Source organism: Psychrobacter sp. AOP7-A1-24 (genome assembly GCF_052376235.1).
Taxonomy (GTDB): Bacteria; Pseudomonadota; Gammaproteobacteria; order Pseudomonadales; family Moraxellaceae; genus Psychrobacter.
Genome location: NZ_JBQSVM010000013.1, coordinates 35558 through 58386, shown reverse-complemented (window position 1 = coordinate 58386; position 22829 = coordinate 35558). Strand labels below are relative to the sequence as shown.

General features: G+C 43.5%; 19 protein-coding genes. 15 read left to right on the top strand and 4 right to left on the bottom strand.

The window, feature by feature from the left end:
• Positions 1-322 precede the first annotated feature (322 nt).
• From prpB to ACT3QQ_RS06435, 10 genes are all read left to right on the top strand, one after another.
• Positions 323-1216, top strand: coding sequence for a methylisocitrate lyase (prpB, locus tag ACT3QQ_RS06480; RefSeq protein WP_444522532.1), 894 nt, complete (start codon positions 323-325; stop codon positions 1214-1216).
• Between the two features lie 98 nt (positions 1217-1314).
• Positions 1315-1962 (top strand): DUF2059 domain-containing protein, encoded by a 648-nt coding sequence (locus ACT3QQ_RS06475; protein WP_444522531.1) that lies wholly within the window; start codon positions 1315-1317, stop codon positions 1960-1962.
• A 123-nt stretch (positions 1963-2085) separates the two neighbouring features.
• Positions 2086-3213, top strand: coding sequence for a bifunctional 2-methylcitrate synthase/citrate synthase (gene prpC / locus ACT3QQ_RS06470; protein WP_444522530.1), 1128 nt, complete (start codon positions 2086-2088; stop codon positions 3211-3213).
• A 273-nt stretch (positions 3214-3486) separates the two neighbouring features.
• A complete protein-coding gene (gene acnD, locus ACT3QQ_RS06465) occupies positions 3487-6120 on the top strand; it encodes a Fe/S-dependent 2-methylisocitrate dehydratase AcnD (protein WP_444527376.1) in 2634 nt (877 codons plus the stop codon).
• 207 nt (positions 6121-6327) lie between these two features.
• Positions 6328-6633 carry a type II toxin-antitoxin system Phd/YefM family antitoxin gene (locus tag ACT3QQ_RS06460; protein ID WP_444527365.1) on the top strand — a complete coding sequence of 102 codons (306 nt, stop codon included), beginning with the start codon at positions 6328-6330 and terminating at the stop codon, positions 6631-6633.
• A 35-nt stretch (positions 6634-6668) separates the two neighbouring features.
• Complete coding sequence (locus tag ACT3QQ_RS06455; protein ID WP_037025847.1) at positions 6669-6929, top strand: Txe/YoeB family addiction module toxin; 261 nt, start codon at positions 6669-6671, stop codon at positions 6927-6929.
• 79 nt (positions 6930-7008) lie between these two features.
• Entirely contained in the window at positions 7009-8274 is a 1266-nt protein-coding gene (prpF, locus tag ACT3QQ_RS06450; RefSeq protein WP_444527364.1) for a 2-methylaconitate cis-trans isomerase PrpF, read from the top strand.
• Positions 8275-8399: 125 nt separating this feature from the next.
• Complete coding sequence (locus ACT3QQ_RS06445; RefSeq protein ID WP_444527363.1) at positions 8400-10247, top strand: ABC transporter ATP-binding protein; 1848 nt, start codon at positions 8400-8402, stop codon at positions 10245-10247.
• Positions 10248-10318: 71 nt separating this feature from the next.
• Positions 10319-10945, top strand: a complete 627-nt coding sequence (locus ACT3QQ_RS06440; protein ID WP_444527362.1) for a GNAT family N-acetyltransferase — start codon at positions 10319-10321, stop codon at positions 10943-10945.
• Between the two features lie 143 nt (positions 10946-11088).
• Positions 11089-12630: a bifunctional 2-methylcitrate dehydratase/aconitate hydratase gene (locus tag ACT3QQ_RS06435; RefSeq protein WP_444527361.1), complete on the top strand. Its 1542-nt coding sequence runs from the start codon at positions 11089-11091 to the stop codon at positions 12628-12630.
• A 32-nt stretch (positions 12631-12662) separates the two neighbouring features.
• Here ACT3QQ_RS06435 and ACT3QQ_RS06430 read toward each other — a convergent pair whose 3' ends face one another.
• Positions 12663-13442, bottom strand: coding sequence for an SDR family oxidoreductase (locus ACT3QQ_RS06430; protein WP_444527360.1), 780 nt, complete (start codon positions 13440-13442; stop codon positions 12663-12665).
• A gap of 192 nt (positions 13443-13634) precedes the next feature.
• On the opposite strand from ACT3QQ_RS06430, the gene ACT3QQ_RS06425 reads away from it, so the two are divergent.
• The 3 genes from ACT3QQ_RS06425 (at position 13635) to ACT3QQ_RS06415 (ending at position 17871) form a co-directional block, all read left to right on the top strand.
• The gene (locus tag ACT3QQ_RS06425; RefSeq protein WP_444527359.1) at positions 13635-15035 is read left to right on the top strand and encodes a DUF2868 domain-containing protein; all 1401 of its coding nucleotides are present in this window, start codon (positions 13635-13637) and stop codon (positions 15033-15035) included.
• Positions 15036-15110: 75 nt separating this feature from the next.
• Complete coding sequence (locus ACT3QQ_RS06420; RefSeq protein ID WP_444527358.1) at positions 15111-16082, top strand: sterol desaturase family protein; 972 nt, start codon at positions 15111-15113, stop codon at positions 16080-16082.
• Between the two features lie 130 nt (positions 16083-16212).
• Positions 16213-17871: a DUF3482 domain-containing protein gene (locus tag ACT3QQ_RS06415; protein WP_444527357.1), complete on the top strand. Its 1659-nt coding sequence runs from the start codon at positions 16213-16215 to the stop codon at positions 17869-17871.
• 11 nt (positions 17872-17882) lie between these two features.
• Here the strand turns inward: ACT3QQ_RS06415 and ACT3QQ_RS06410 are convergent, their stop codons facing one another.
• From ACT3QQ_RS06410 to ACT3QQ_RS06400, 3 genes are all read right to left on the bottom strand, one after another.
• Complete coding sequence (locus ACT3QQ_RS06410) at positions 17883-18893, bottom strand: ArsA family ATPase (protein WP_444527356.1); 1011 nt, start codon at positions 18891-18893, stop codon at positions 17883-17885.
• 78 nt (positions 18894-18971) lie between these two features.
• Entirely contained in the window at positions 18972-19283 is a 312-nt protein-coding gene (locus tag ACT3QQ_RS06405; RefSeq protein ID WP_444527355.1) for a cory-CC-star protein, read from the bottom strand.
• 115 nt (positions 19284-19398) lie between these two features.
• On the bottom strand, positions 19399-21081 hold the full coding sequence (locus tag ACT3QQ_RS06400) for a carbon starvation CstA family protein (RefSeq protein WP_444520435.1): 1683 nt from the start codon (positions 21079-21081) through the stop codon (positions 19399-19401).
• A gap of 319 nt (positions 21082-21400) precedes the next feature.
• Here ACT3QQ_RS06400 and ACT3QQ_RS06395 point away from each other — a divergent pair, with 319 nt between their 5' ends.
• Positions 21401-22069 carry a hypothetical protein gene (locus tag ACT3QQ_RS06395; protein WP_444527354.1) on the top strand — a complete coding sequence of 223 codons (669 nt, stop codon included), beginning with the start codon at positions 21401-21403 and terminating at the stop codon, positions 22067-22069.
• Between the two features lie 102 nt (positions 22070-22171).
• A complete protein-coding gene (locus tag ACT3QQ_RS06390; protein WP_444520433.1) occupies positions 22172-22735 on the top strand; it encodes a hypoxanthine-guanine phosphoribosyltransferase in 564 nt (187 codons plus the stop codon).
• Positions 22736-22829: the final 94 nt, after the last annotated feature.

The window sequence follows — 22829 nt, the reverse complement described above, 5'->3', positions numbered from 1 at the left end:
AAAAAGCCCTAATAGCTCAGCTATTAGGGCTTTTTAGTGGGAATCATCGCAAAGCCCTGATGTAATAGTCTTGGTAATTGTAACTAAATGTAAAAGGCACAAGGTTTTCAAGGTTAGAATTTTAAGCAATATGAATAGTTATTATATGAAAGTATTGATAAATGCATAATGCTATTTAAATTACGAATACTATTAAAAATAGTGTATTTATTTATTAGCTTATTTAATCAATAGCTAATTATCCAAGCTTTTCAGGGACAAATAATTGAGTATAATCAATGACAACAATTAGAATATTCTCCCTCTACGTAAGGACAATCATATGACTTTATCTTCAGCAGGTGCACGCTTTCGCAATGCCCTCACTCAAAAAAACGATAACAACCAACCGCTACAGATTGCAGGCGCTATCAATGCCTACACAGCGATGATGGCGACTCAAGTTGGTCACCAAGCTATTTACCTTTCTGGTGCTGGCGTGGCCAACGCCTCGTTTGGTTTGCCTGATCTAGGCATGACTAGCCTTGATAACGTATTAGAAGATGCGCGCCGTATCACTGATGCAGTTGATACACCACTGCTTGTTGATATCGACACTGGTTTCGGTGGCGCGTTTAACATCGCTCAAACCATCAGAAAAATGGAAAAAGCAGGCGTCGCTGCAGTACATATCGAAGACCAAGTCGCGCAAAAGCGCTGTGGTCATCGCCCTAACAAAGAAATCGTTAGTATCTCAGAGATGGTAGATCGTCTAAAAGCGGCATTGGACGCAAAAACTGATCCTGACTTTGTGGTAATGGCTCGTACAGATGCCCTATCAGTAGAAGGGCTGGATGCTGCTGTTGAACGTGCCGTTGCATTTCAAGAAGCTGGCGCAGACATGATCTTTGCAGAAGCGCTAACTGATATCGAGATGTATCGCAAGTTCACTGATGTATTGGATATTCCAGTATTGGCAAACATGACAGAATTTGGTCAGACAGATCTATATACCACTGACCAGTTGTATAGTGTGGGTGTCGAGATGGTGCTTTATCCACTATCAGCCTTCCGCGCTATGAATAAAGCCGCATTAAACGTCTATCAACATTTATTAGATGATGGCACGCAAGACAAAGTCGTCGATACCATGCAGACTCGCATGGAGCTCTATGATTTCTTGAACTATCATGAGTTTGAGCAGACACTAGACAAGCTGTTTGCTGATAATAAGTAGTTAATAACTAATAATTGCTAATTAGCAACGAGAAGCGATAAATACCTGTAAGTACTTTATCGTTTCAAAACCCGTCTTCATTTACTTTTAGGCTATTTATGTCATTTTTTACTGCCAATACAGTTTTTAAGTCTTCACTACTTAGTAGCACGCTTGCGGCGCTGTTATTGATGACAGGCTGTGATAAAACACCCGAAACCGTTGATGATACCACCAGTGATACAAGCGAAACGGTTGTTAGCGAAGCTGCACCATCAGAGACTGATGCTCAAGATGAATTGATCATGACCACGATTACGCTGGATACTGTAGACAGCTTATTGTTTGCACCCATCATCAATAGTGGTGCGTTTAGTGAAGAGCAAGTCAGCTGCCTCAGGTCGCGTGACAAAAATCTGGGTAAAGCTGAGGTGGATCGCTTCTATAAGAGTCAGTTTACCGATGCAGAATTGGAAGAGTTGAATGACTTTTATACATCAGACGTGGGCAAGAAGATGCTTGCTTTTGGCAATGAGCAACTGCGTGTCATGAATGGTGAAGAAATGGCAACGCCAATGGCGGAGCCTACCCCAGAAGAAATGGCAGAAATTCAGACGTTTATGGAATCTCCGCTTGGTGTCAAATATATGGAGATCAACAATGAAGAAGGTGAAGGCAGCGCAATGGAAGTTTTAAATGGCCCTATTGAAGCTGAATTTGAGCGTTGTAACGTTGATTTAGGTGGTCCAAATACTACTCAGCAATGATTAATCAGTGCTATATCAGTAATTCATCAATGCATGGATTACTGAATAAATAAATTATAAGAACTCTCTTTATAAGTAATTATTTTCTCAACTCAAAAAGCTACCAACAAAAGGAATGTAAACATGGCAGCACAGAAAGAACTCTCAGGCGCAGGCCTACGCGGACAAGTCGCTGGCAAGACCTCTCTATCTACCGTCGGAAAATCAGGCTCTGGTTTGACTTATCGTGGTTATGATGTATCAGAGCTAGCGGACAAGTGTATTTTTGAAGAAGTGGCGTATTTACTGCTGTACGGTAACTTGCCTACTCAAAGTGAGCTTGATGCCTATCAGGCCAAGCTCAAAAAACTACGTGGCCTACCACAAGCATTAAAAGATGTGCTTGAACGTATCCCAGCCGATGCGCATCCAATGGATGTGCTACGTACGGGCTGCTCTATGCTTGGAAATCTTGAGACTGAGACTGACTTTGTTGAGCAGAACGATCAAACTGACCGTATGTTGGCAACATTCCCATCAATCATTAACTACTGGTATCGTTTCAGTCATGACAACGTGCGTATTGAAACCGATACGGATGACGCTACCATTGGTGGTCATTTCTTACATCTGCTCAAAGGCGAAAAGCCAAACGAGCTGCATGAAAAAGTCATGAATGTCTCGCTTATCCTTTATGCAGAGCATGAGTTCAACGCCTCGACTTTTACCGCTCGTGTGTGTGCCTCTACGCTATCTGATATTCACTCTTGTATCACGGGTGCAATTGGTTCACTACGCGGTCCATTGCATGGTGGCGCGAATGAAGCGGCGATGGATATGATTGAAGGCTTTAGCTCACCTGATGAAGCTGAAGAAGAGATGATGGGTATGCTGGCTCGTAAAGATAAAATTATGGGCTTTGGTCATGCGATCTATAGTGAGTCAGATCCACGTAATGTCGTGATTAAAGGTTGGGCTGAAAAGCTAGCTGCTGACGTTGGTGACGAAGTACTATATCCCGTATCGGTACGCTGTGAAGAAGTCATGTGGCGTGAGAAAAAGCTGTTCTGTAATGCTGACTTCTTCCACGCATCTGCCTATCACTTTATGGGTATTCCAACCAAACTGTTCACACCAATTTTTGTCTGTTCGCGCCTGACTGGCTGGGCAGCCCATGTGTTTGAACAACGTGCTAACAATCGTATCATTCGTCCAAGTGCCGAATATACGGGTGAAGAGCTACGTCCAGTACCAGATATGAGTGCTCGTTAAGCTTTTGATTAGCATCTAACGATGTTGCTAGATGCTAGTGTTACGATAATTAAGCCTTGATCGTGTTTAGGTTTGGGCTTAATAATCATACGCTCTTTTTTATACCCATCATATAAATCTGCGCTTCTCTTTTATTGCGTTTCTTTAGCAAAGTCTACAACAGCCGATGATTTTGCTAAAGGAATAAATTTTTACCTGATATCGACGACTAACAATTTATTAAAATTAGCCAACAGCCAAAGGTGACTTATGGACAACGCCCTAGTACAACCCATGAACGAAAAGTTCAAAAAACAACTTCCCGATACTGACCTTTATTACTTTGATACCCGCGAAGCTGTCGAGAGTATCGAAGCTGGCGCGTATGACAAACTACCGTTCTGCTCAAAAGTATTGTGTGAAAACCTAGTACGCCGTTGCCCACCAGAAGAGCTAACCAATGCACTCAAACAGCATATCGACCGCAAGCAAGACCTTGATTTTCCTTGGTACCCTGCCCGCGTGGTTTGTCATGATATTTTAGGTCAGACGGCTTTTGTTGACTTGGCAGGTTTGCGTGATGCTATCGCTGAGCAAGGTGGTGACCCCTCTAAAGTAAACCCTATTGTGCCAACTCAGCTTATTGTTGACCATTCACTGGCTGTTGAGCATGCAGGCTTCGAAGATGACGCATTTGAGAAAAACCGTGCCATTGAAGAGCGCCGCAACGATGACCGTTTTCACTTTATCAACTGGTGTCAGTATGCTTTTGACAATGTAAACGTCGTGCCACCTGGTAACGGCATCATGCATCAGATTAACCTAGAAAAAATGTCGCCTGTCGTACAGGTCGTCCACAATAAATCAGGTGAAGAAGTCGCGTTTGCCGACACCTTGGTTGGTACTGACAGCCACACGCCGATGGTCGATGCGCTAGGTGTGATCTCAATCGGTGTTGGCGGTCTAGAAGCCGAAAGCGTGATGCTTGGCAATCCATCATATATGCGCCTGCCAGATTACGTAGGTGTAAAACTAACAGGTAAATTGCAAAAAGGTATTACTGGTACGGATTTAGTACTGGCGATGACTGAGTTCTTGCGTGATGCAGGTGTGGTCTCTACCTATATAGAGTTCTTTGGTGATGGTGCACGCCAGCTGACTGTTGGTGACCGCGCATCTATCTCCAATATGACACCTGAATATGGCGCAACTGCCGCGATGTTCTATATCGATGAGCAAACCACTGACTACCTACGTCTGACTGGTCGCAGTGAAGAGCAGATTAAACTGGTTGAGCAGTATGCCAAGCAAACAGGCCTATGGGCTGATGGTATGGAAAAAGCTGAGTACGCACGCGTGCTTGAGTTTGATCTGTCATCAGTAGGCCGCAATATGGCAGGCCCGTCACGTCCACATGCCCGCGTATCAACCAATGATTTGGTTGCCAAAGGTATCGCTCATGCTCCTGATGAAAAATTGCCTGAACCAAAGGACGGTTTGATGCCAGATGGTGCCGTGATTATCGCTGCTATCACCAGCTGTACGAACACTTCAAATCCACGCAATATGGTTGCCGCAGGTCTCGTCGCTCGTAACGCTAATGCCAAAGGATTGTTACGTAAGCCTTGGGTGAAGTCATCCTTAGCACCCGGATCAAAAACGGTCAAAATGTACCTAGAAGAAGCTGGTCTGATGCCTGAGCTACAAGAGATTGGCTTTGACGTGGTTGGCTTTGCCTGTACGACCTGTAACGGTATGAGCGGTGCGCTAGATCCTGATATCGAAAAAGAAATCATCGACAATGATTTATTTACCACGGCAGTACTCTCAGGTAACCGTAACTTTGATGGACGTATCCATCCTTATGCCAAACAAGCATTTTTGGCATCACCGCCACTGGTTATTGCATATGCTATCGCTGGAAACATCCGTTTTGATATCGAAAAAGACTCACTGGGCAAAGATCAAGATGGTAACGACGTCTATCTAAAAGACATCTGGTTTGATGATGATGAAGTGGATGCCATCGTCGCTGCGGCTGTTAAGCCTGAGCAGTTTGATGCGGTCTATATCCCAATGTTTGATGAAGCCAAAAAAGATACAGGTAATGCATTAAGCCCATTGTATGACTGGCGTGAAATGACCACTTACATCCGCCGTCCACCGTATTGGGAAGGCAAAATGGCTAAGAAAAATAAACTATCAGGCCTGCGTCCGCTTGCTGTACTTGGTGATAACATCACAACCGACCATATGTCACCATCAAACGCCATTCTGGGCTCATCAGCAGCTGGCGAGTACCTAGATACCATGGGCTTGCCTGCTGAAGATTACAACTCATACGCCACCCATCGCGGCGACCATTTAACTGCGCAACGTGCCACCTTTGCCAATCCTAAACTATTGAACGAAATGGTATGTGATGAAAGTGGTGAAGTTGTCCAAGGATCATTGGCGCGCGTCGAGCCAGAAGGCCAAGTCATGCGTATGTGGGAAGCGATTGAAACCTACATGAACCGTGAGCAGCCGCTTATCATCATCGCAGGTGATGGTTATGGTCAAGGCTCAAGCCGTGATTGGGCTGCCAAAGGCGTGCGTCTCGCTGGCGTAGAAGCCGTCGTTGCTGAAGACTTTGAGCGTATTCACCGTCAAAACTTAGTTGGCATGGGCGCGCTGCCTCTACAGTTCGAAGAAGGCACGACTCGCCATACACTAAGTATTGATGGTACAGAAACCTTTGATGTTACAGGTGAAGTCTCTGCTGGCGGGTTGATGACTCTAGTGATTCATCGTGCCGATGGCAGCACCACTGAAACGCCTATTATCTGCCGCTTAGATACGGCTGATGAAGTAAAAATGTACAATGCAGGTGGTATGCTACAACGCTTTGCTAAAGAGTTTATCGAAGGTACGTTAGATATTGCTTAGGTTCTATAAAATTTGAATAACATAAGAACCGATGCTTTATAGTTTATATGGCATCGGTTTTTATTTGCTTTTGCGTTCTATACACTGAGTTTTGTCACTTACTCCTAAGTATTAGATAGTAGCTAAATATTGAGTTTACTTAATCAATGGCGTAATATGTACCATATATTGTACAAGTTATGCAAAATATCATGAAAGGAGTAAGCCATGCGAGTCGTTAGTTTTTCAGAAGCCAGAAAACACCTAAAATCCGTCCTAGATACGGTAAACGATGATGCCAACGCTACTATCGTAACCCGCCGTGACGCTGATGATGCGGTTGTGATGTCGCTTGATTATTACAATAGCCTGATGGAAACCGTCTATCTATTAAAATCTCCTGCCAATGCAGCGCACTTAGCGGACTCTATTGCTCAATATAAAGCTGGCAAGACCGTTACGCGTGAGCTAATTGATATGGCAGAAGACAGTGATGATAATGAGCATACGGATAGCGATATTGAAAATGCTTGAACTCAAAGACTTTAATCAACCCAAAGGGTCTAATAATGAGTGAGCAACTAGCTTGGACAGATGCTGCGTGGAAGGACTATCTGTACTGGCAAACCCAAGACAAAAAAACACTCAAACGTATTAACAAACTCATCACCGAATGTAAGCGTAATCCGTTTGAAGGTATTGGCAAACCTGAACCTCTAAAAGAGAACCTCTCCGGATTTTGGTCAAGACGCATCGATGATGCCAATCGGTTGGTATATGCCGTCGATGATAATTATCTGACGATTATCTCTTGTCGCTATCATTATTGACGAGCGTTCTTAGTCATGTAGGTTTACTTGCTGATGGCACCATTCCAATCTTATAACGATATAAAAAGGACTTAATACAGTGGCTCAAACTAATTCTAGAATCAATTCTAAATCTAAGCCCTCTTTCGCCCCGCAACTATCAGTCCCTGCTACCTATATGCGCGGTGGCACTTCAAAAGGCACTTTCTTTAAGTTATCCGACTTACCTGAGCGTTGCCAAGTCGCTGGCGAGTCACGTGATAAGTTTTTACTACGTGTGATTGGTAGCCCAGATCCTTATGGTAAGCAAATCGATGGCTTGGGTAATGGCAGCTCTAGCACCTCAAAAACGGTTATTTTATCTCCAGCAAATGATGACAGCCACGATGTCAATTATCTATTTGGACAAGTTAATATTGCCAAGCCAATGATTGACTGGGCGGGTAACTGTGGCAACTTAACCGCAGCTGTTGGTGCTTGCGCCATTAATATGGGGCTAGTTGCTGCCGACAAGATTGCTAATAGCATCGATGACAATACTAAAATCGGCATTTGCGAAGTCCGTATTTGGCAAGAGAATATCGGTAAAACGATTATTGCCCATGTCCCCGTTTATAAAGATGCGAATGATAAAGTACAAGTTCAAGAGACGGGCGACTTTGAATTAGATGGTGTGACCTTCCCTGCTGCTGAAGTCAAAATTGAGTTCATCGATCCAGTCGATGCCACCAGCGACATGTTCCCTACCGGTAACTTGGTCGATGACTTCGATGTGACGGGCTGCGGTCTAAATACTGATAGCATCAAAGCCACCTTTATCAGCGCTGGTATCCCAACCATCTTTATGAAAGCAGAAGATTTAGGATTTACGGGTACTGAATTGCAAGGCGACATTAATAGCGACAGTGAGCTACTTACCAAGCTTGAGAAAATCCGTGCCGCAGGCGGCGTGGCAATGGGATTATTTAAAGACGTTTCTGAAGCACAAACCAGCCAACACATCCCTAAACTCGCATGGCTTGGCAACGCACAGAGCTATACCGCCTCTAGTGGTAAATCGGTCGATGCAGGCGAGATTGATTTAGTCGTACGTGCTATGAGTATGGGTCAATTACATCACGCTATGATGGGTACCGCAGCCGTTGCTATTGCTGCTGCGGCAACCACACAAGGCACATTAGTGAATGAGGCAGCAGGTGGCGACGAGCTGACAGAGGTACGTTTTGGCCATCCATCAGGTACATTGCTAGTCGGCGGAAAAACAGAACTGGTCGATGGTCGCTGGCAAGCCAAAAAAGTCTCGATGAGCCGCTCAGCAAGGCGTATTATGGTGGGTGAAGTTTTTGTGCCAGCGGATGCGTTTTAGAAAATAGACTGGGATGTCGATGCCAGCTTGCACAATGGTGATTGATTCATAAGACGCATTGCAATTTGCAAAAAATAAGAGTAAAACGGGGTGATTTAACTAAAATTATATAATACCTTAATAATATGAGTACTCCTCCACGCCGCACATCCCCGAATACTAAGCCCCCTACTAAAAAAACAGAACGGGGGGCTTTGCTGTGGTCCATCCTAAAAAGGTTAGGAGAATTTGCTAGACCTTATCGTGGTCTATTTATCTTAACCTTAATATTGACCGTATTAGGCTCATTTACCGCTCAGGTAAACGCCTTTGTCCTACAATACACCATTGATACGTTAACCGATATTATCGACTTATCTGATCCATGGGCAGAAGGCGTAAAATTACTTACACTCATCAGCATCATTTTATTGATAAAAGAGTTGCTAAACGTCCTTATCACTTTCGGTCAGAGTTATTTCGGTGAGCGTATTCGTATCAATCTATCACGCGACCTATCACAAAAAGTAGTTGACCGTATTTTATCCTACAAAATGGCATTTTATACCAGTGATGAAAATGCCAGTGGGAAACTACAAACCCGTATTGATTTAGGGGTTAGCAGTCTCACTCAATTGGTACAAAATTTCTTTATTGATATGCTGCCGCTGTTTGCTAGTGCCATCGTATCATTGATTATTATGTTTAATGCTAACTTTTGGGTCGGTATGGTTGGCTTAATCATAGTGCCAATTTACTTTCTCGTCAGTCAACGACAAGCGAACCGTTTGCAAGGATTTCGCAAGCAGATGCGCCAATACCGCGAGACCAAAAGTGGCTTGGTAATTTCGATTATTGACTCTATTACTGTTATTAAATCATTTGTGCGTGAGCCGATTGAGTCCGATAAGCATTGGAAGATTCAAAAGGACATGACTACCAACCAATTACGTATTCGCAGTATCGCGTTTATGTATAACGCTGGCAAAACCTTTATTGAGCAAATAGGTGTGGTCGTCATTATCGTTCTGACGTCGTATTTTGTGCTCAATGGACAGATGACCATTGGTGCGATTATGTTCCATATTCTATTGTTTCAAAATGTCGCCGCCCCTATCCGCGAACTACACCGTATCTATGATCAGATTAATAATGCATTGACCTATGCCGAAGGGTTTTTTGATATTTTGGATGATGACCAAGCGATCGAGCGTGAAGGCAAAACGGAATGCAAAGACTTAAAAGGACATATCGAGCTAAAAAATGTGAATTTCTCCTATCCTAATGGCAAGCAAGCGCTGCATGATGTGAGTTTTAATATTCGCCCTAACCGAATCACTGCTTTGGTTGGATTGAGTGGTGCAGGCAAAAGCACCATTATCAATTTATTGGTTAAGTTTTATGACCCTAGTAGCGGTAGTATTTGCCTAGATGGTCACGATTTGGACGCATATAGTACTCAGGGCTTACGTGAGCAAGTTGGTTTAGTGTTACAGAAAAACCATATATTTTCAGGTAGTATCGCCGACAATATTCGTTATGGGGCGATGGATGCTAAGGAATCTGAGATTATTGACGCCGCGAAACAAGCTTCTATTCATGAGCAAATATTAGGAATGCCTGAAGGCTATGATAGTGAGGCTAAATTGCTCTCTGGCGGTCAGCAGCAGCGTATTGCGCTGGCACGTATGTTCTTAAAAGACCCTCCTATTGTGTTTTTGGATGAACCAACAGCCAGTCTTGATGCCATTGCCACTCAGCAGATTAAACAAAGTCTAGATCTGATAAAAAAAGACCGTACTGTCATTATCGTTTCACACAATATTTCACAAATTATCGATGCTGACGACTTGGTGGTGATTGAAAATGGCCGCGTGATGGAGACAGGAACACATGAAGTTCTGTATGCCAATCATGGTAAGTACTATGAAATATTCAATGCCATGTCCGATAGTTTGAATTTGGACAAAATCAGTCAAACCCTAAACGGTTAGGAATGGTTAATGCCAGCCTAAATCGTTATAATGCCCCTATTTTACCGCCTATTGCCAGAAGCTAGCCCACTATGACTTGTGAATTTTCTCTAAAAACCTTTGACGAGCTGACCTCAGTTGATCTTTACCATATTTTAAAGGCGCGCTCGCAAGTGTTTGTCGTCGAACAAAACTGTGCCTATCAAGATATGGATGAAGTGGATTTTGATTGTTTACACCTAATTGCTCATCAAAACGCAGCATTGGTAGGCTATTGCCGTATCATTCCACCTGAGTTTAATAAGTTAAAATCCAACTTGTCAGTAGCTGATCCTGCCATTAAGACCAATCACACTGAGATGCCTGCCATCGGTAGAGTTCTTGTGCTATCAGAGCACAGAGGTGATGGCCTAGCACGGCAAATGATGAATCAGGCTATTGCACAGTGCCGCAAAAATTACGGTAAAAAACGCCCGATTATCATCTCGGCACAGGCTTACTTACTCAACTTTTACGAGTCGCTAGGTTTTGTAGCTGAAGGCGATCATTATCTCGAGGACAATATCGAGCATGTAAAAATGGTGCTGTACGTTACTAAGAAGAATAAAATAAGAAAAGAGAACACAGATACCGCGTCAACCACGACCAAAGTTTTAAGTTTCCTGTTGTTTATTATGGCAGCGCTATTTATTTTAGGTCTGCTGTACTTAATGATTTAAACGGTCATTAACGTCTTAATTCTTAACACAATTCAAATTGGTTGTTCCATATTGAGTATGCTACTTTTAAATGATGATTCCTTTAAAAGGATGGCTGAGATAATCAGTCAAGGAAGTAGCACACTCAGAATGAGGAACCAACCATGTCAAATACTGATTCAGATACAGCCAGTTCAAATACAAACGATGCGACGGTAGAAAGCAACGTCCGCCCAGAATATGACGATGAAATTCAAAAAATCGCTGATTACGTTCTTAATTACTCAATAGACGAGCAATCACCAAACCCTACTGATGCATGGAATACCGCACGCCACTGTCTAATGGACACGCTTGGCTGTGGTTTGCTGGCATTACGCTTCCCTGAATGTACTAAGCACTTAGGGCCTAATTGCCCCGATCAAATCACGCCACACGGTGCTCGCGTCCTTGGCACCTCCTATAGACTAGACCCTATCAAGGCCGCTTTTGATATTGGTTGTATGGTGCGCTGGCTTGATTATAACGATACGTGGCTTGCTGCCGAATGGGGTCATCCTTCTGATAATCTGGGTGGTATCTTGGCGGTTGCCGACTATATCAGTCAGAAAAATATCAGCCAAGGACAAACGCCATTGACCATGCGAGCAGTACTTGAAGCCATGATAATGGCCCATGAGATTCAAGGCGTACTGGCACTTGAGAACTCATTCAACCGTGTGGGTCTTGATCATGTATTTCTGGTCAAATTAGCATCGACAGCAGTTGTTGCCAAGCTTTATCAGATGCCACGTGAGCGTATCATGGCAGCTATCTCACAAGCCATTGTCGATGGTCAGGCGCTTCGTACTTATCGTCATGCACCCAATGCTGGTAGCCGTAAATCATGGGCGGCAGGCGATGCGACCAGTCGTGCAGTACGTCTAGTAGATATAACAGCGCGCGGTGAAATGGGTATCCCTGGCGCATTGACTGCACCGCAGTGGGGATTCTATGATGTGCTGTTCAGCCACACCAATAAGGATTTGGCCACTAAGCCTAACGATGAGCGCCGTTTTACATTCCAGCGTGATTTTGGTAGTTACGTGATGGAAAATATTCTATTTAAAATAAGCTTTCCCGCTGAGTTTCATGCACAGACTGCCTGTGAAGCCGCGGTCATTTTACATCCGCATGTGAAAGGAAGAATTGATGATATCGAAAAAATTATCCTGACTACGCACGACTCAGCCATTCGCATCATCTCAAAAGAAGGTGCGCTTGCCAATCCAGCGGATCGAGATCATTGTTTGCAGTATATGGTAGCTGTGCCACTGTTGACAGGCGATCTGATGGCAGAGAATTATGAAGACGACTATCACGAACAGCATTTGTCAATCGATGAGCTACGCAGCAAAATGGTAGTGGTAGAAAACGCGCAGTATTCAAGAGATTACCATGACCCCAGTAAGCGCTCTATTGCCAATGCCATTCAAGTTTTCTTTGACGATGGCAGCAGTACGGAAAAAGTGGCTGTTGAATATCCCATCGGGCACAAACGCCGACGTGCTGAGGGCATTCCTGTTTTAGAGGCAAAGTTCCATGCCAGTTTGGCAACTCGCTTTATCGACAGTCGTTGTCAGCAAATCATTGCGCTATGTGACGATCAAGAAAGGCTAGAACAGACGCCGGTTAATGATTTTATGTCGCTGTTTGCAGCGTATTAGACTTATGGCTCACTATGCTGTCAAAATAACGACTACCAAGGTATCGACTCTCCTGCCCAATCGACAAAACTGCCGGACTGGGAAGCAGTCATACCAGATAATACTTCCAATAAGCATTCTGAGCTATACGCTGGCGAGAACAGATGTCCTTCAGCGACATTGCCTTGAAACGGTGCGGACAGCTGAGTGTCAACAGTGCCTGGTTGCATAACGACCACGCACACATCTTTGAGCGATCGACCCCATTCGATACTTAGATTTTTCATACCCATATTGAGCGCAGCCTTGCTCATTCTGTAGCTATACCAGCCGCCTAGCTGGTTGTCAGTGATGCTACCGACGCGAGCTGATACGGTCGCAAAAATAGCAGGTTGATTGGTGCTGCGATTAGCTTTGGCGAGCAACGGTTTGATGTACTTTGCTATCAGCAAACTGGCTAACGCATTGATTTGCATACTTTGTAAAAAGAACTCCGTTTCCATCTGACGCAATGCCTTTTCTGGATGTGCCGTATCTGTATGCAATAACCCCACGCAATTGATTACCCAGTCCACATGACCGACCGCCTGCTTGATGGTATCGGCAGCTTTTTTGATGCTGTCCTCATCACTGACGTCCATCGGTAGCCAATGCAGGTTTTCCGCTTCAATATTCGGCTCATCGCGATGATAAGTAGCAAATATTTGTGTGCGATGGCTTTGATCAGATTGATTATCCGTTTGATTCACAGGCGTTTCTTGTATTAATTGCTGCACCATGGCCTGACCGATACCACCTGTTCCGCCAATGATAAGATAAGTTTTATTACTCATATATCACTTCCTTTTTTGATATGCTTTTTGACATGATTTGGTTTTATGTATTCATTTTGGCTGATTTTTTGAGCGTTTACTATGATAAAAATAATACAGGTCATCTTTATTATATATACGCTACAATAATCTATAAAAATTAAAACACCTGTTTTTCTTATATCGACGCTTTCATACGGATGTTATCGCATTATGCTATCACCCCAAGACCAACTGACCGAGCTGGTACGTGCCTTAGAGACAGATCAGCACGTCTTTGCCACTGACCCGTTATTAATCACGGAAAAACTTCAGATCGAGGACGGCACACCTATTCAAAAGCTGCATAGACGGGCATCACGTATAGACAGCAACGGGGCGCTTGCGCGTGTGCTGAGCAAGATTGACAGCCGTATAAAGGGCATCATGATCGTTATGAGTGTGGTGTGGTGTATCTCGGGCTTTTTGGGATTGTTTACTCTATTGCAGTCTAATGTTGTGAACTTCTTTTACGTATTGGTTTGTTTACTTGGTTTTCATACCATTATGCTTGTTGGCTGGCTAGCCATGACCTTTGTCAGTCGAGATCAGCAATCGCCCAGTTGGTTTGCAAGCTTTGTCAGTCCGAGTTATCTCATACGCGGTAAGGATGATGTGACCAAGGCTGCCGTCGATCTGTATGAGCGCCAGTTGCAGCACAGCGGTATGCGTTGGTATTTGGGGCGGTTTAGCCATCAGTTGTGGCTTGCGACATTGACCGGTATGTTGCTGGCGATTATATTTTTACTAGTGGTACGTCAGTATAGCTTTAGCTGGGAGTCAACCCTACTCTCCGATCAGGCCCTGGTGAGCTTGACTCAGATACTAGGCTGGCTACCGAGTATGGTGGGATTTGGAGTGCCAGACAGTGAGGCTATCGCACAAAGTCGATTGGTGACAGATGCCATGCCACTATCTGTTGCGCGACAATGGGCGGGACTATTGATAGGTAGCTTACTGATGTACGGCATTGTACCGCGAGCGATAGCGTGGGCATTCTGTGCATTGATGTTCCGCCGCAAAAAGATGCGTTTGGACATTAAACAACCGTATTATCAAAAAATCCTAAACTTCTGGCAGAGACAAGTAGTTGATGCTGATGACTTTACTGAGGCGCCAGCTCCTATCGCCCCAAAGGCTACGGTCAGTGCTGGCAAGAAGTTAGTTGCCCTGCTTGAATACCCTTCAGATCAGGACAAATGGTGGCAGTCAGGTTTAGATAACAGCAATCATGGTTTTGAAAATTCAAGCGAAATTGAGAATTTTGGTGTCGTCGACGACCGTGATGATATGGCACGGCTTAAAAATTACTTAGATGCGCATCCTGTGCAAGTCTTGCTCGGCATTCATAGTAACGCACTGCCCGACCGCGGTACGCTACGCAAACTCGATCAAATTGCTACTCATGCAAAAGATGGTCTTATCGTACAACTGCTTGGTGACAACAGTGCTTCAGGATTATTTGACGTACATACTAATGACGAGCCACTGGACAAACAAGCGGTTCGATATCAGCAGTGGCAAACAGCGCTGTCTGCAAGAAAAATCGGTTTGGTTGACTCAAGCGCTCAATAAATTCTAATGCTTAATATGGCATTACCCTCTAAGCTTATTATGACAAGGATGTTTTATAGTGGCTAGGAGCCCAAGATGGCAGCAGACAACTCCCTTATGACCCTAGGTCAATATGGTCAACTATTGGATAATTACCGAGAGGCATTAAACCAAAGTATCTTAATGGCTGCGCCAGAGTCGTGGCAGCCAATGCTGGCGAGTATTCTACCCGCATATTGGCAAGAGTGGCTACTACCACTGGCGGGTGGTCCATTTTTCTTATTATTTTTAGTAGAATGGTTCTATCAGTCTAAGCGTGGCAATGGTAATCGCTTTAGCTGGCGCCGTGCGATGACCAATTTTAGTTTGGGTGGCTCTTATTTAGGGTTTGAGTTGATTGTTCAAGCGCTTATTGTCATACCTATCTGCTTATGGTTATATCAATATCGCTTATTTACTATTGAAGTAACATGGCTCACAGCCATACCTATCTTCGTAGCTGTTGAGTTTAGCTACTATTGGTTTCATCGCGCGTCACACCGTATGAATTGGTTTTGGTCAGCGCATGTCGTGCATCATTCAGATGATAAAATGAATCTATCCACCGCCATGCGTCAAAGCCTGCTGTACTCAGTGACGGGTTGGTGGTTATTTTTTGTTCCGCTGATGCTGCTGGGCGTACATCCTGTCTGGGTATTCTTTTTTTATGCACTAGATTTGATTTATCAATTCTTTATCCATACTGAAGCCGTAGGAAAATTTCCCAAATGGGTTGAGTATGTCTTTGACACGCCATCCAATCACCGTGCCCATCATGGAACCAACGACGAATACATTGATCAAAATTACGGTGGCGTTCTCATTATTTTCGACCGTTGGTTTGGCACTTATGTAGAAGAAGATACCGTCAACAACCCTATCAAATATGGTGCTGTTGGTGAAACCAGTCATGATAATATTGTTGAGCTGATATTTGGTGTCTTTTACCGGATGTGGCAGCGGTTTTTTCGTGCCAAAGGATTAAAGAAAAAGCTAAAGGTACTGCTGCGGCCACCTAGTGCAGTCTAATATAGTATGAATGTGTAGATTACGGTCTATGATATGGACAATACGCATTCATAACCGCTACTTAATCAGATTTGTTTTACAATAAATGGCTACTATGTGTTTTTGCCATCAAGAAATATAAGACGTTACTATGAATAATGACAATAAAAATAATCATGAGAATAATAAGCCTGCAGGTCTCTTTGCGGACAAGGCCTATGATCCAACCCCTGATGTCTCAAATCATCCTTCAGACACCACTTTAAAATCTACTCAAGACAATCAACCTGTATCAACAGAAGAGTTATCAACAACAGAAGAACCAGCATCAAGAACGACAAAGAAAACCATCACCAGTGGTGAACCGCTAAAATTAGCGGTCGTCGGTCATACCAATACGGGAAAAACTTCTATATTGCGCACGTTATTGCGTGACGTATATTTTGGTGAAGTCAAAAACGAAGCGGCGACCACACGTCACGTCGAACAAGCACAACTGACAGACAGTCGTACTGGAGAGGTGCTAGTGGCATTATACGACACGCCTGGTTTGGAAGATGCTTCAGGACTTATGGATTGGCTAGAGGATAATACTGCCAGTCGCCGTGATGGTATTGAGCGCTTGCAACAGTTTTTGGCAGCGGATGTCGCTCAAGGTTCGGATAGCTATGACCTGCCCTATGATTATAGTCAAGAAGCCAAAGTCATCCGTCAGCTGCTGACCAGTGATATGGCCATCTACGTGGTAGATGCTCGTGAGCCGGTATTGGGTAAATATAAAGATGAGCTGGCTATTTTATCTTGGGCTGCGATTCCTGTGATGCCTGTTTTTAATTTTACCGACAGTCAGGATGCCAATATCGACGACTGGCAGACGATGCTGGCAAGACGCAATCTGCATATTTCAACGCGTTTTGATTCGGTCGCGTTTGAGTTTGAAGATGAGATGCGGCTATGGAAAAACCTAGCAACAATGCTTACTCACTCTGAAATGCTTGAGCAGCTGATGCAACGGCGGACTGAGGATTGGGCCCAGCTTTATGATGAGGCCAATATCATCATCGCTGACTTTCTATTGAATGTCGCCGCCTTTGTACACGAGATCAATGACGATGATGACCCACTGCCTGTGTTACATCAGATGCAAGAAGCGGTAAGGCAAAGCGAGCGTGCGATGCAGCACAACCTACTCAATCTTTATAAGTTTTATGATAACGCGGTCGCTGCGACACCGCTTGAACTACAAGCCTATCAACAAGACCCATTTGATCCTGAACTTCTCAAGAGCTACGGTATTCGTACCACTTCTGGTGCAGCAGCTGGTGCGCTTTTAGGACTAGGTATCGATGCAGCAGCATTAGGTACGACACTGGGATTGGGTGCCGCAATAGGTGGTATTGCAGGCGGGTTGCTATCAAACACTAGCAGTATTGCCGATAGGATTACTGGGGTGAAACGCCTATATATCGATCCTGCTACGTTGACGCTATTAGCAACGCGAGCATTAGACTTACTTACGGCCTTACGTCATCGTGGTCATGCTGCTACAGACGCCACTCAGTTATTATATAAAGGCGAAAATAGCAGTCTTGGTACTTCACCAACTGACGATAGTGATAATACAGATGAGGATAACAATCCAATAACTGTATGGCCAGCTCATAAATTACCAAGTGAGCTAAAAAAAGCCCGTGGTAAACCGCAATGGTCATCGCTCAGCAGTGGCAAGTCCGAACAAGCTCAGTTATTACGCACAGACATGGCGTGGTCGCTATCAGGTAAATTACAGTCATATAAGCATGAATCATAGATTGCTATTGACTATGCACTTAACAATGCGCTTAATGCATCTGTGCCACGTATATCTGTCTGCTGTAGATAGATTGGATACAGCGGGTATTTAGAAAAGTTTTGTTCGATCTCCTGCAGCAAAAGCTGCTGACGCTCGGCGCGGTGGTGCCAAAACTCATCCGACTGCGTGGTTGATATCAACTGATTAATAACGATTGCTGCTGGCATGAGCTTACTATCTTCCAATTGCTCGATAGCGCGCTTGGTCTCAGCCAATGGTAAAACATCAGCGGTCATCACCAACACAATCGCTGTTTGTGTACGGTCATGTAATAGTAGCCCTGCTTGACGAAATAACTGCTTGCGTTTCTCTAATACAGAGACGGCTTGTTCCCAGCGATCTGATTTTTTGGCTGCGAACGGATTGGATACGTCGTTTTTATCATTTTTTTGATTGTGACTGTCCAAATGGGTCGCCACTGAGCGCAGTTTGGCCTGTCGTCGCTGCTGTGCAAGTAGCCCATCCGTCCACGCACCCATCATTTCTGGTAATACCAATAACCTTAAGGTGTGACCTGTTGGTGCGGTATCAAAAATTATATGTTCATACCCAGCATCTGCCGCCTCGACTAAATGGTGACACATAGATTCGAGCATCGCAGCTTCTTGGGCGCCGGGCGCTGACTTAGATAGCCTTAGATGTTCATGAATTTTGGGCATCATATCTGGATTGGCGTAAGCTTTAATCGTCCGTTCAACTTGGGTAAAATGCTCATCGACAATTACATCAGGGTTTAACTCAATGGCATCCAAATAAGGGGATACTACTGTTTTGTCGTTATTGAGCCGCACATTTAGTACATCGCCCAAACTATGTGCCGGATCGGTTGAGACTATTAAGGTCTTTTGCTGCTGACTTGCATAATAACTGGCTAGTGCAGCAGCAGTAGTGGTCTTCCCTACGCCGCCTTTGCCACCGATAAATATAATCGGTTGTTTCTCTAACTGCTCTACCAATCCATATAAAGGGTGTAATGCCATAGCTTTATCTCGTCTCTTGTCTTCTGATGCAATCAATGCTTAGATTATTTTTATAGCTACTGTTCTATCACTGCGATTTTAGCAACAGCCTACGTGGTCGAACGGACATCTATCCATCCCCATACGTGTGTGCCATTCGTGAAAGTTCTCTAAAAATAATGGCTGTAATTCTAACGTGTAAAAGCTGGCAGGATTATCAATCCCTAAGCTCTCGGCAAACATGAGTAACATAAAAAAATCTTCTTCATCACGTGCTGCGCGTGCCATCGTCTGACGATAAGGTGCATGATAAAACTCATTTAACCCATGCTTAAATCGTTGCCACCATGGTGGGGTGCTTTCTAACGGTTGAATGTTTTCTATCTCATTCGATTTGTTTTCATTTTCCATAATGTACTCGTATTCTATTTAACTCTTATTATCTATCATGCCTATATGATACAAAAAACGCCAGCAATTGCTGCTAGCGTTTTTGATTAAAAAGGCATTTAATATAATTTAATATTTAAACGTCACTGCTTTTACCTTTATGCAATGACCATTCTTTACGTAGCACAGACAGACTCTCAAAAGTCACTAAAATAGTAGCGATCAAGATGATAATGTCCATAATGATAAGCAGCCAATTTCCATCCGTGAAAAAAGTTTTAAGCTGAATCAATAGTGCAAATACGGTCATCACTAATAGGAACGACAACGGTGCTAATGTAAACCAGACAGGCTTGCCTTTACGTAACAAGATAACCGTTACAATCATCAAGGTTAATGCAGCCATTAGCTGATTGGTCGTACCAAATAGTGGCCAAATAATCATACCACCAGCCCCATCAATACCACCAGCACCAAACGCTAGTAGTAAACAAGTACCAACGGCTAGTAATGTTGCGACAACACTCTTACTTAATATCGGTAAGTTATAAAACTCGCCAAATTCTTGGAAAATATAACGTTGTAAACGTACACCTGTATCCATCGTAGTACCAGCAAATAGCGCTGCCATTACCGTAAGCATGGTCTGTGATAGCACCATGTCGATACCAACACCTGCATTCAATATGGTCGCACCGCCGTCGATGAATGCACCGATAGAGCCATCACCGAATTTTTGATAGACCGCTTGCCAATCACCAAGAGTTGCAAAACCTGCGGTAGCCGCAAGGATTGCTCCAAGCGCCAGCATACCCTCGCCCAATGCGCCGAAGTAACCAACAAAACGAACGTCTTCTTCTTTATCAATTTGCTTAGAGGTTGTTCCCGTTGCGACCAAACCATGGAAACCGGATATGGCACCACAAGCAATCGTCACAAACAACAATGGCAGCAATGAAGGTGTATCCATTGGCAGTGATGTGTTAACAGCCGGTGCTACAATATCAGGGGTACCAATAAAAATAGCCGTATATAACAAAATCAAACCGACAAATAACTGTAAGCCATTAATGTAATCGCGAGGTTGAAGCAGCATCCATACGGGCAACAACGACGCAATAGCCGCATAGCTAAATAAAATCAAGATCCATACCGCATTATCAGGTAAACCCATAATGGTTTCAGGTAACACAATAGGGAACATAGGGCCAAGATAGATCAACCCATACAAAGCACTGACCCCGATAATTGATACCCAGATCAAATTCATATTGTAGCGATAGATACACTGACCAATGATAAAGGCAACCACTAAGGCACCCCAAACTGGCAATACAGCAGATGGCGTCTTAATCATCATGTTAGCGATAGCCACGCCGAACACAGCATTGACCATCAGTAGTAATAAGAAGATAACAACCATCATCAAGCTACGGACACGGGTACCCATGACATTACCCGCAATAGAACCAATCGACTGGCCTCTATTGCGCATACTTGCCCAAATAGCTGACATATCATGTACACCAGCCATAAAAATAGTACCGAAAACCACCCAAAGGACGGCAGGTACCCAGCCCCAAATTACTGCAATTGCGGGGCCGATAATTGGCGCAGCCCCTGCCACCGATGTAAAATGATGCCCCCATAGTACATATTTATTAGTAGGAACATAGTCGATCCCATCTTTCATAGTATGTGCTGGGGTAGGACGACTGCTGTCCAATGCTAAGATTTTGGTGGCAATAAATTTTGAATAAAACACGTAACCGCAGAGCATGGCGGCAACGCCGAATAGTAGTACAATAGCACTATTCATCTTATCTCTCCCTAGACAAGTAGTCGGTAGCCTTATAAGTTCAAGCTTTTTGGATTAAAATATGGAAAATATGCTAAATTAGTGTGCGATGAGTGACTCAGCTCACCTGTCATTTGGGTAAATTTTAGCAATTCGCTAAATGTTACCAATCAACAAAGTCATGTATTTTATAACTAAGGCATTTCACTAACTAGCGTCTGATGTGATGAGTCTTTGATTGTCATTTAGTATAAGATTGTCACTTTGTGCAAATAATAACCGATTTAACGATAAATGTAACGTCAGTAAAACATAAAAAACAACAAATAAAGGAAGTACAATGGCACATTATTTTGGATTCGTACCCTCGGACAAACTAAAAGGTTTAATTAGCGAGGCCGAACAAGTCGTTGCTTCAAATGAAAATATAGAGTACTACCCTTATCGCGATGCCCTTACTCATCAGACAGCACGTGACCTTACCGACAACCTATTGATTGGTTTGGTAGAAATTATTCCAAATCCTGAGCGTCAAGCTTCTATGCGTAAAATCGTTAGTACAATTGAACGTGCAACAGACACTCTACTTAATATCTTACTAGGTAAAGAAAATAATAAAGACGTATTGCCAAGTTTTAACTTTTTAAGAGATCATGCAACTTTTACAGACAATAAAGGTGTTAAACGTGTTGGCTTCAAGCTGTCAGAAACAGATGCCAAAACTATCGTTGAAGGCTTTGCTGCTATCACACCTGAACATGTAGATAGAACCAAGTTTAAAACAGCACTCGAAACCATGAACGAAGAAACATTGACCCATTTTGTTAGTCGCTATGCTGAGACTTTAAAACTCGGTATGATCAAGCGTAAATCAGTGCCAGTTGCCAAATCGGCAATTGATAAAGGCATGAGCATGGCACTGAATAAGCTATTACCAGACTTGCCTGACAGCTCATTAAATCGTTTGGCTAATTATTACCGTCCATTTATTATAGAAAAACCAGAATAATCCTAAAACTTGAAATAATTTTGTCTCAACAGTCATATGCTATTGGGAAATTTTTTTAAAATTTGCTAAAATAAGCGGCACTTTTTACCAAAGGCGCACCCGATGACCCAAATCAGTAACCAAGAAATTGAAAAAACATTACGCAACTCAGAGTGCCTTATCAGCAGTATCGAAGTAGCTGCTGCTTATGAGCGTTTGGCCGCTCAGCTAAATCTACACTATGCTGGTCTAAACCCAATCGTTATGGTCGTTATGAACGGCGGATTGATCCCAGCTGGTCAACTATTGACACACCTTACGTTCTATCATCGCATGCACTATATCCATGCAACCCGTTATCGTGATAACGAAGGTACTAACGATCTTGATTGGAAATTTAAGCCTGATGTTAGTATCGAAGGTGAACACGTATTGCTAATCGATGACATTTTTGACGAAGGCGTTACCTTGAAAGCAGTTGTTGAAGAACTAAGTAAAGAAAAGCCTCTGTCACTTGAGTCTTGCGTCTTGCTTAATAAGCAACACGATCGCAAAGTTACAGATTTCAACGTAGACTTTGTGGGTATTGATGTTGCAGATCGCTATGTTTATGGTTGTGGTATGGATTTTCATGGTTACTTGCGTCACCTTCCAGGTATCTATGCAATCAAAGAAGATAAAGTTTAAGTATTAGACTTAATTTATTGAATCGTTAAGTCCTAAAAAAGCATCCAATTTGGATGCTTTTTTATTGGTCTGACTTATTGCGCCAACAACAACC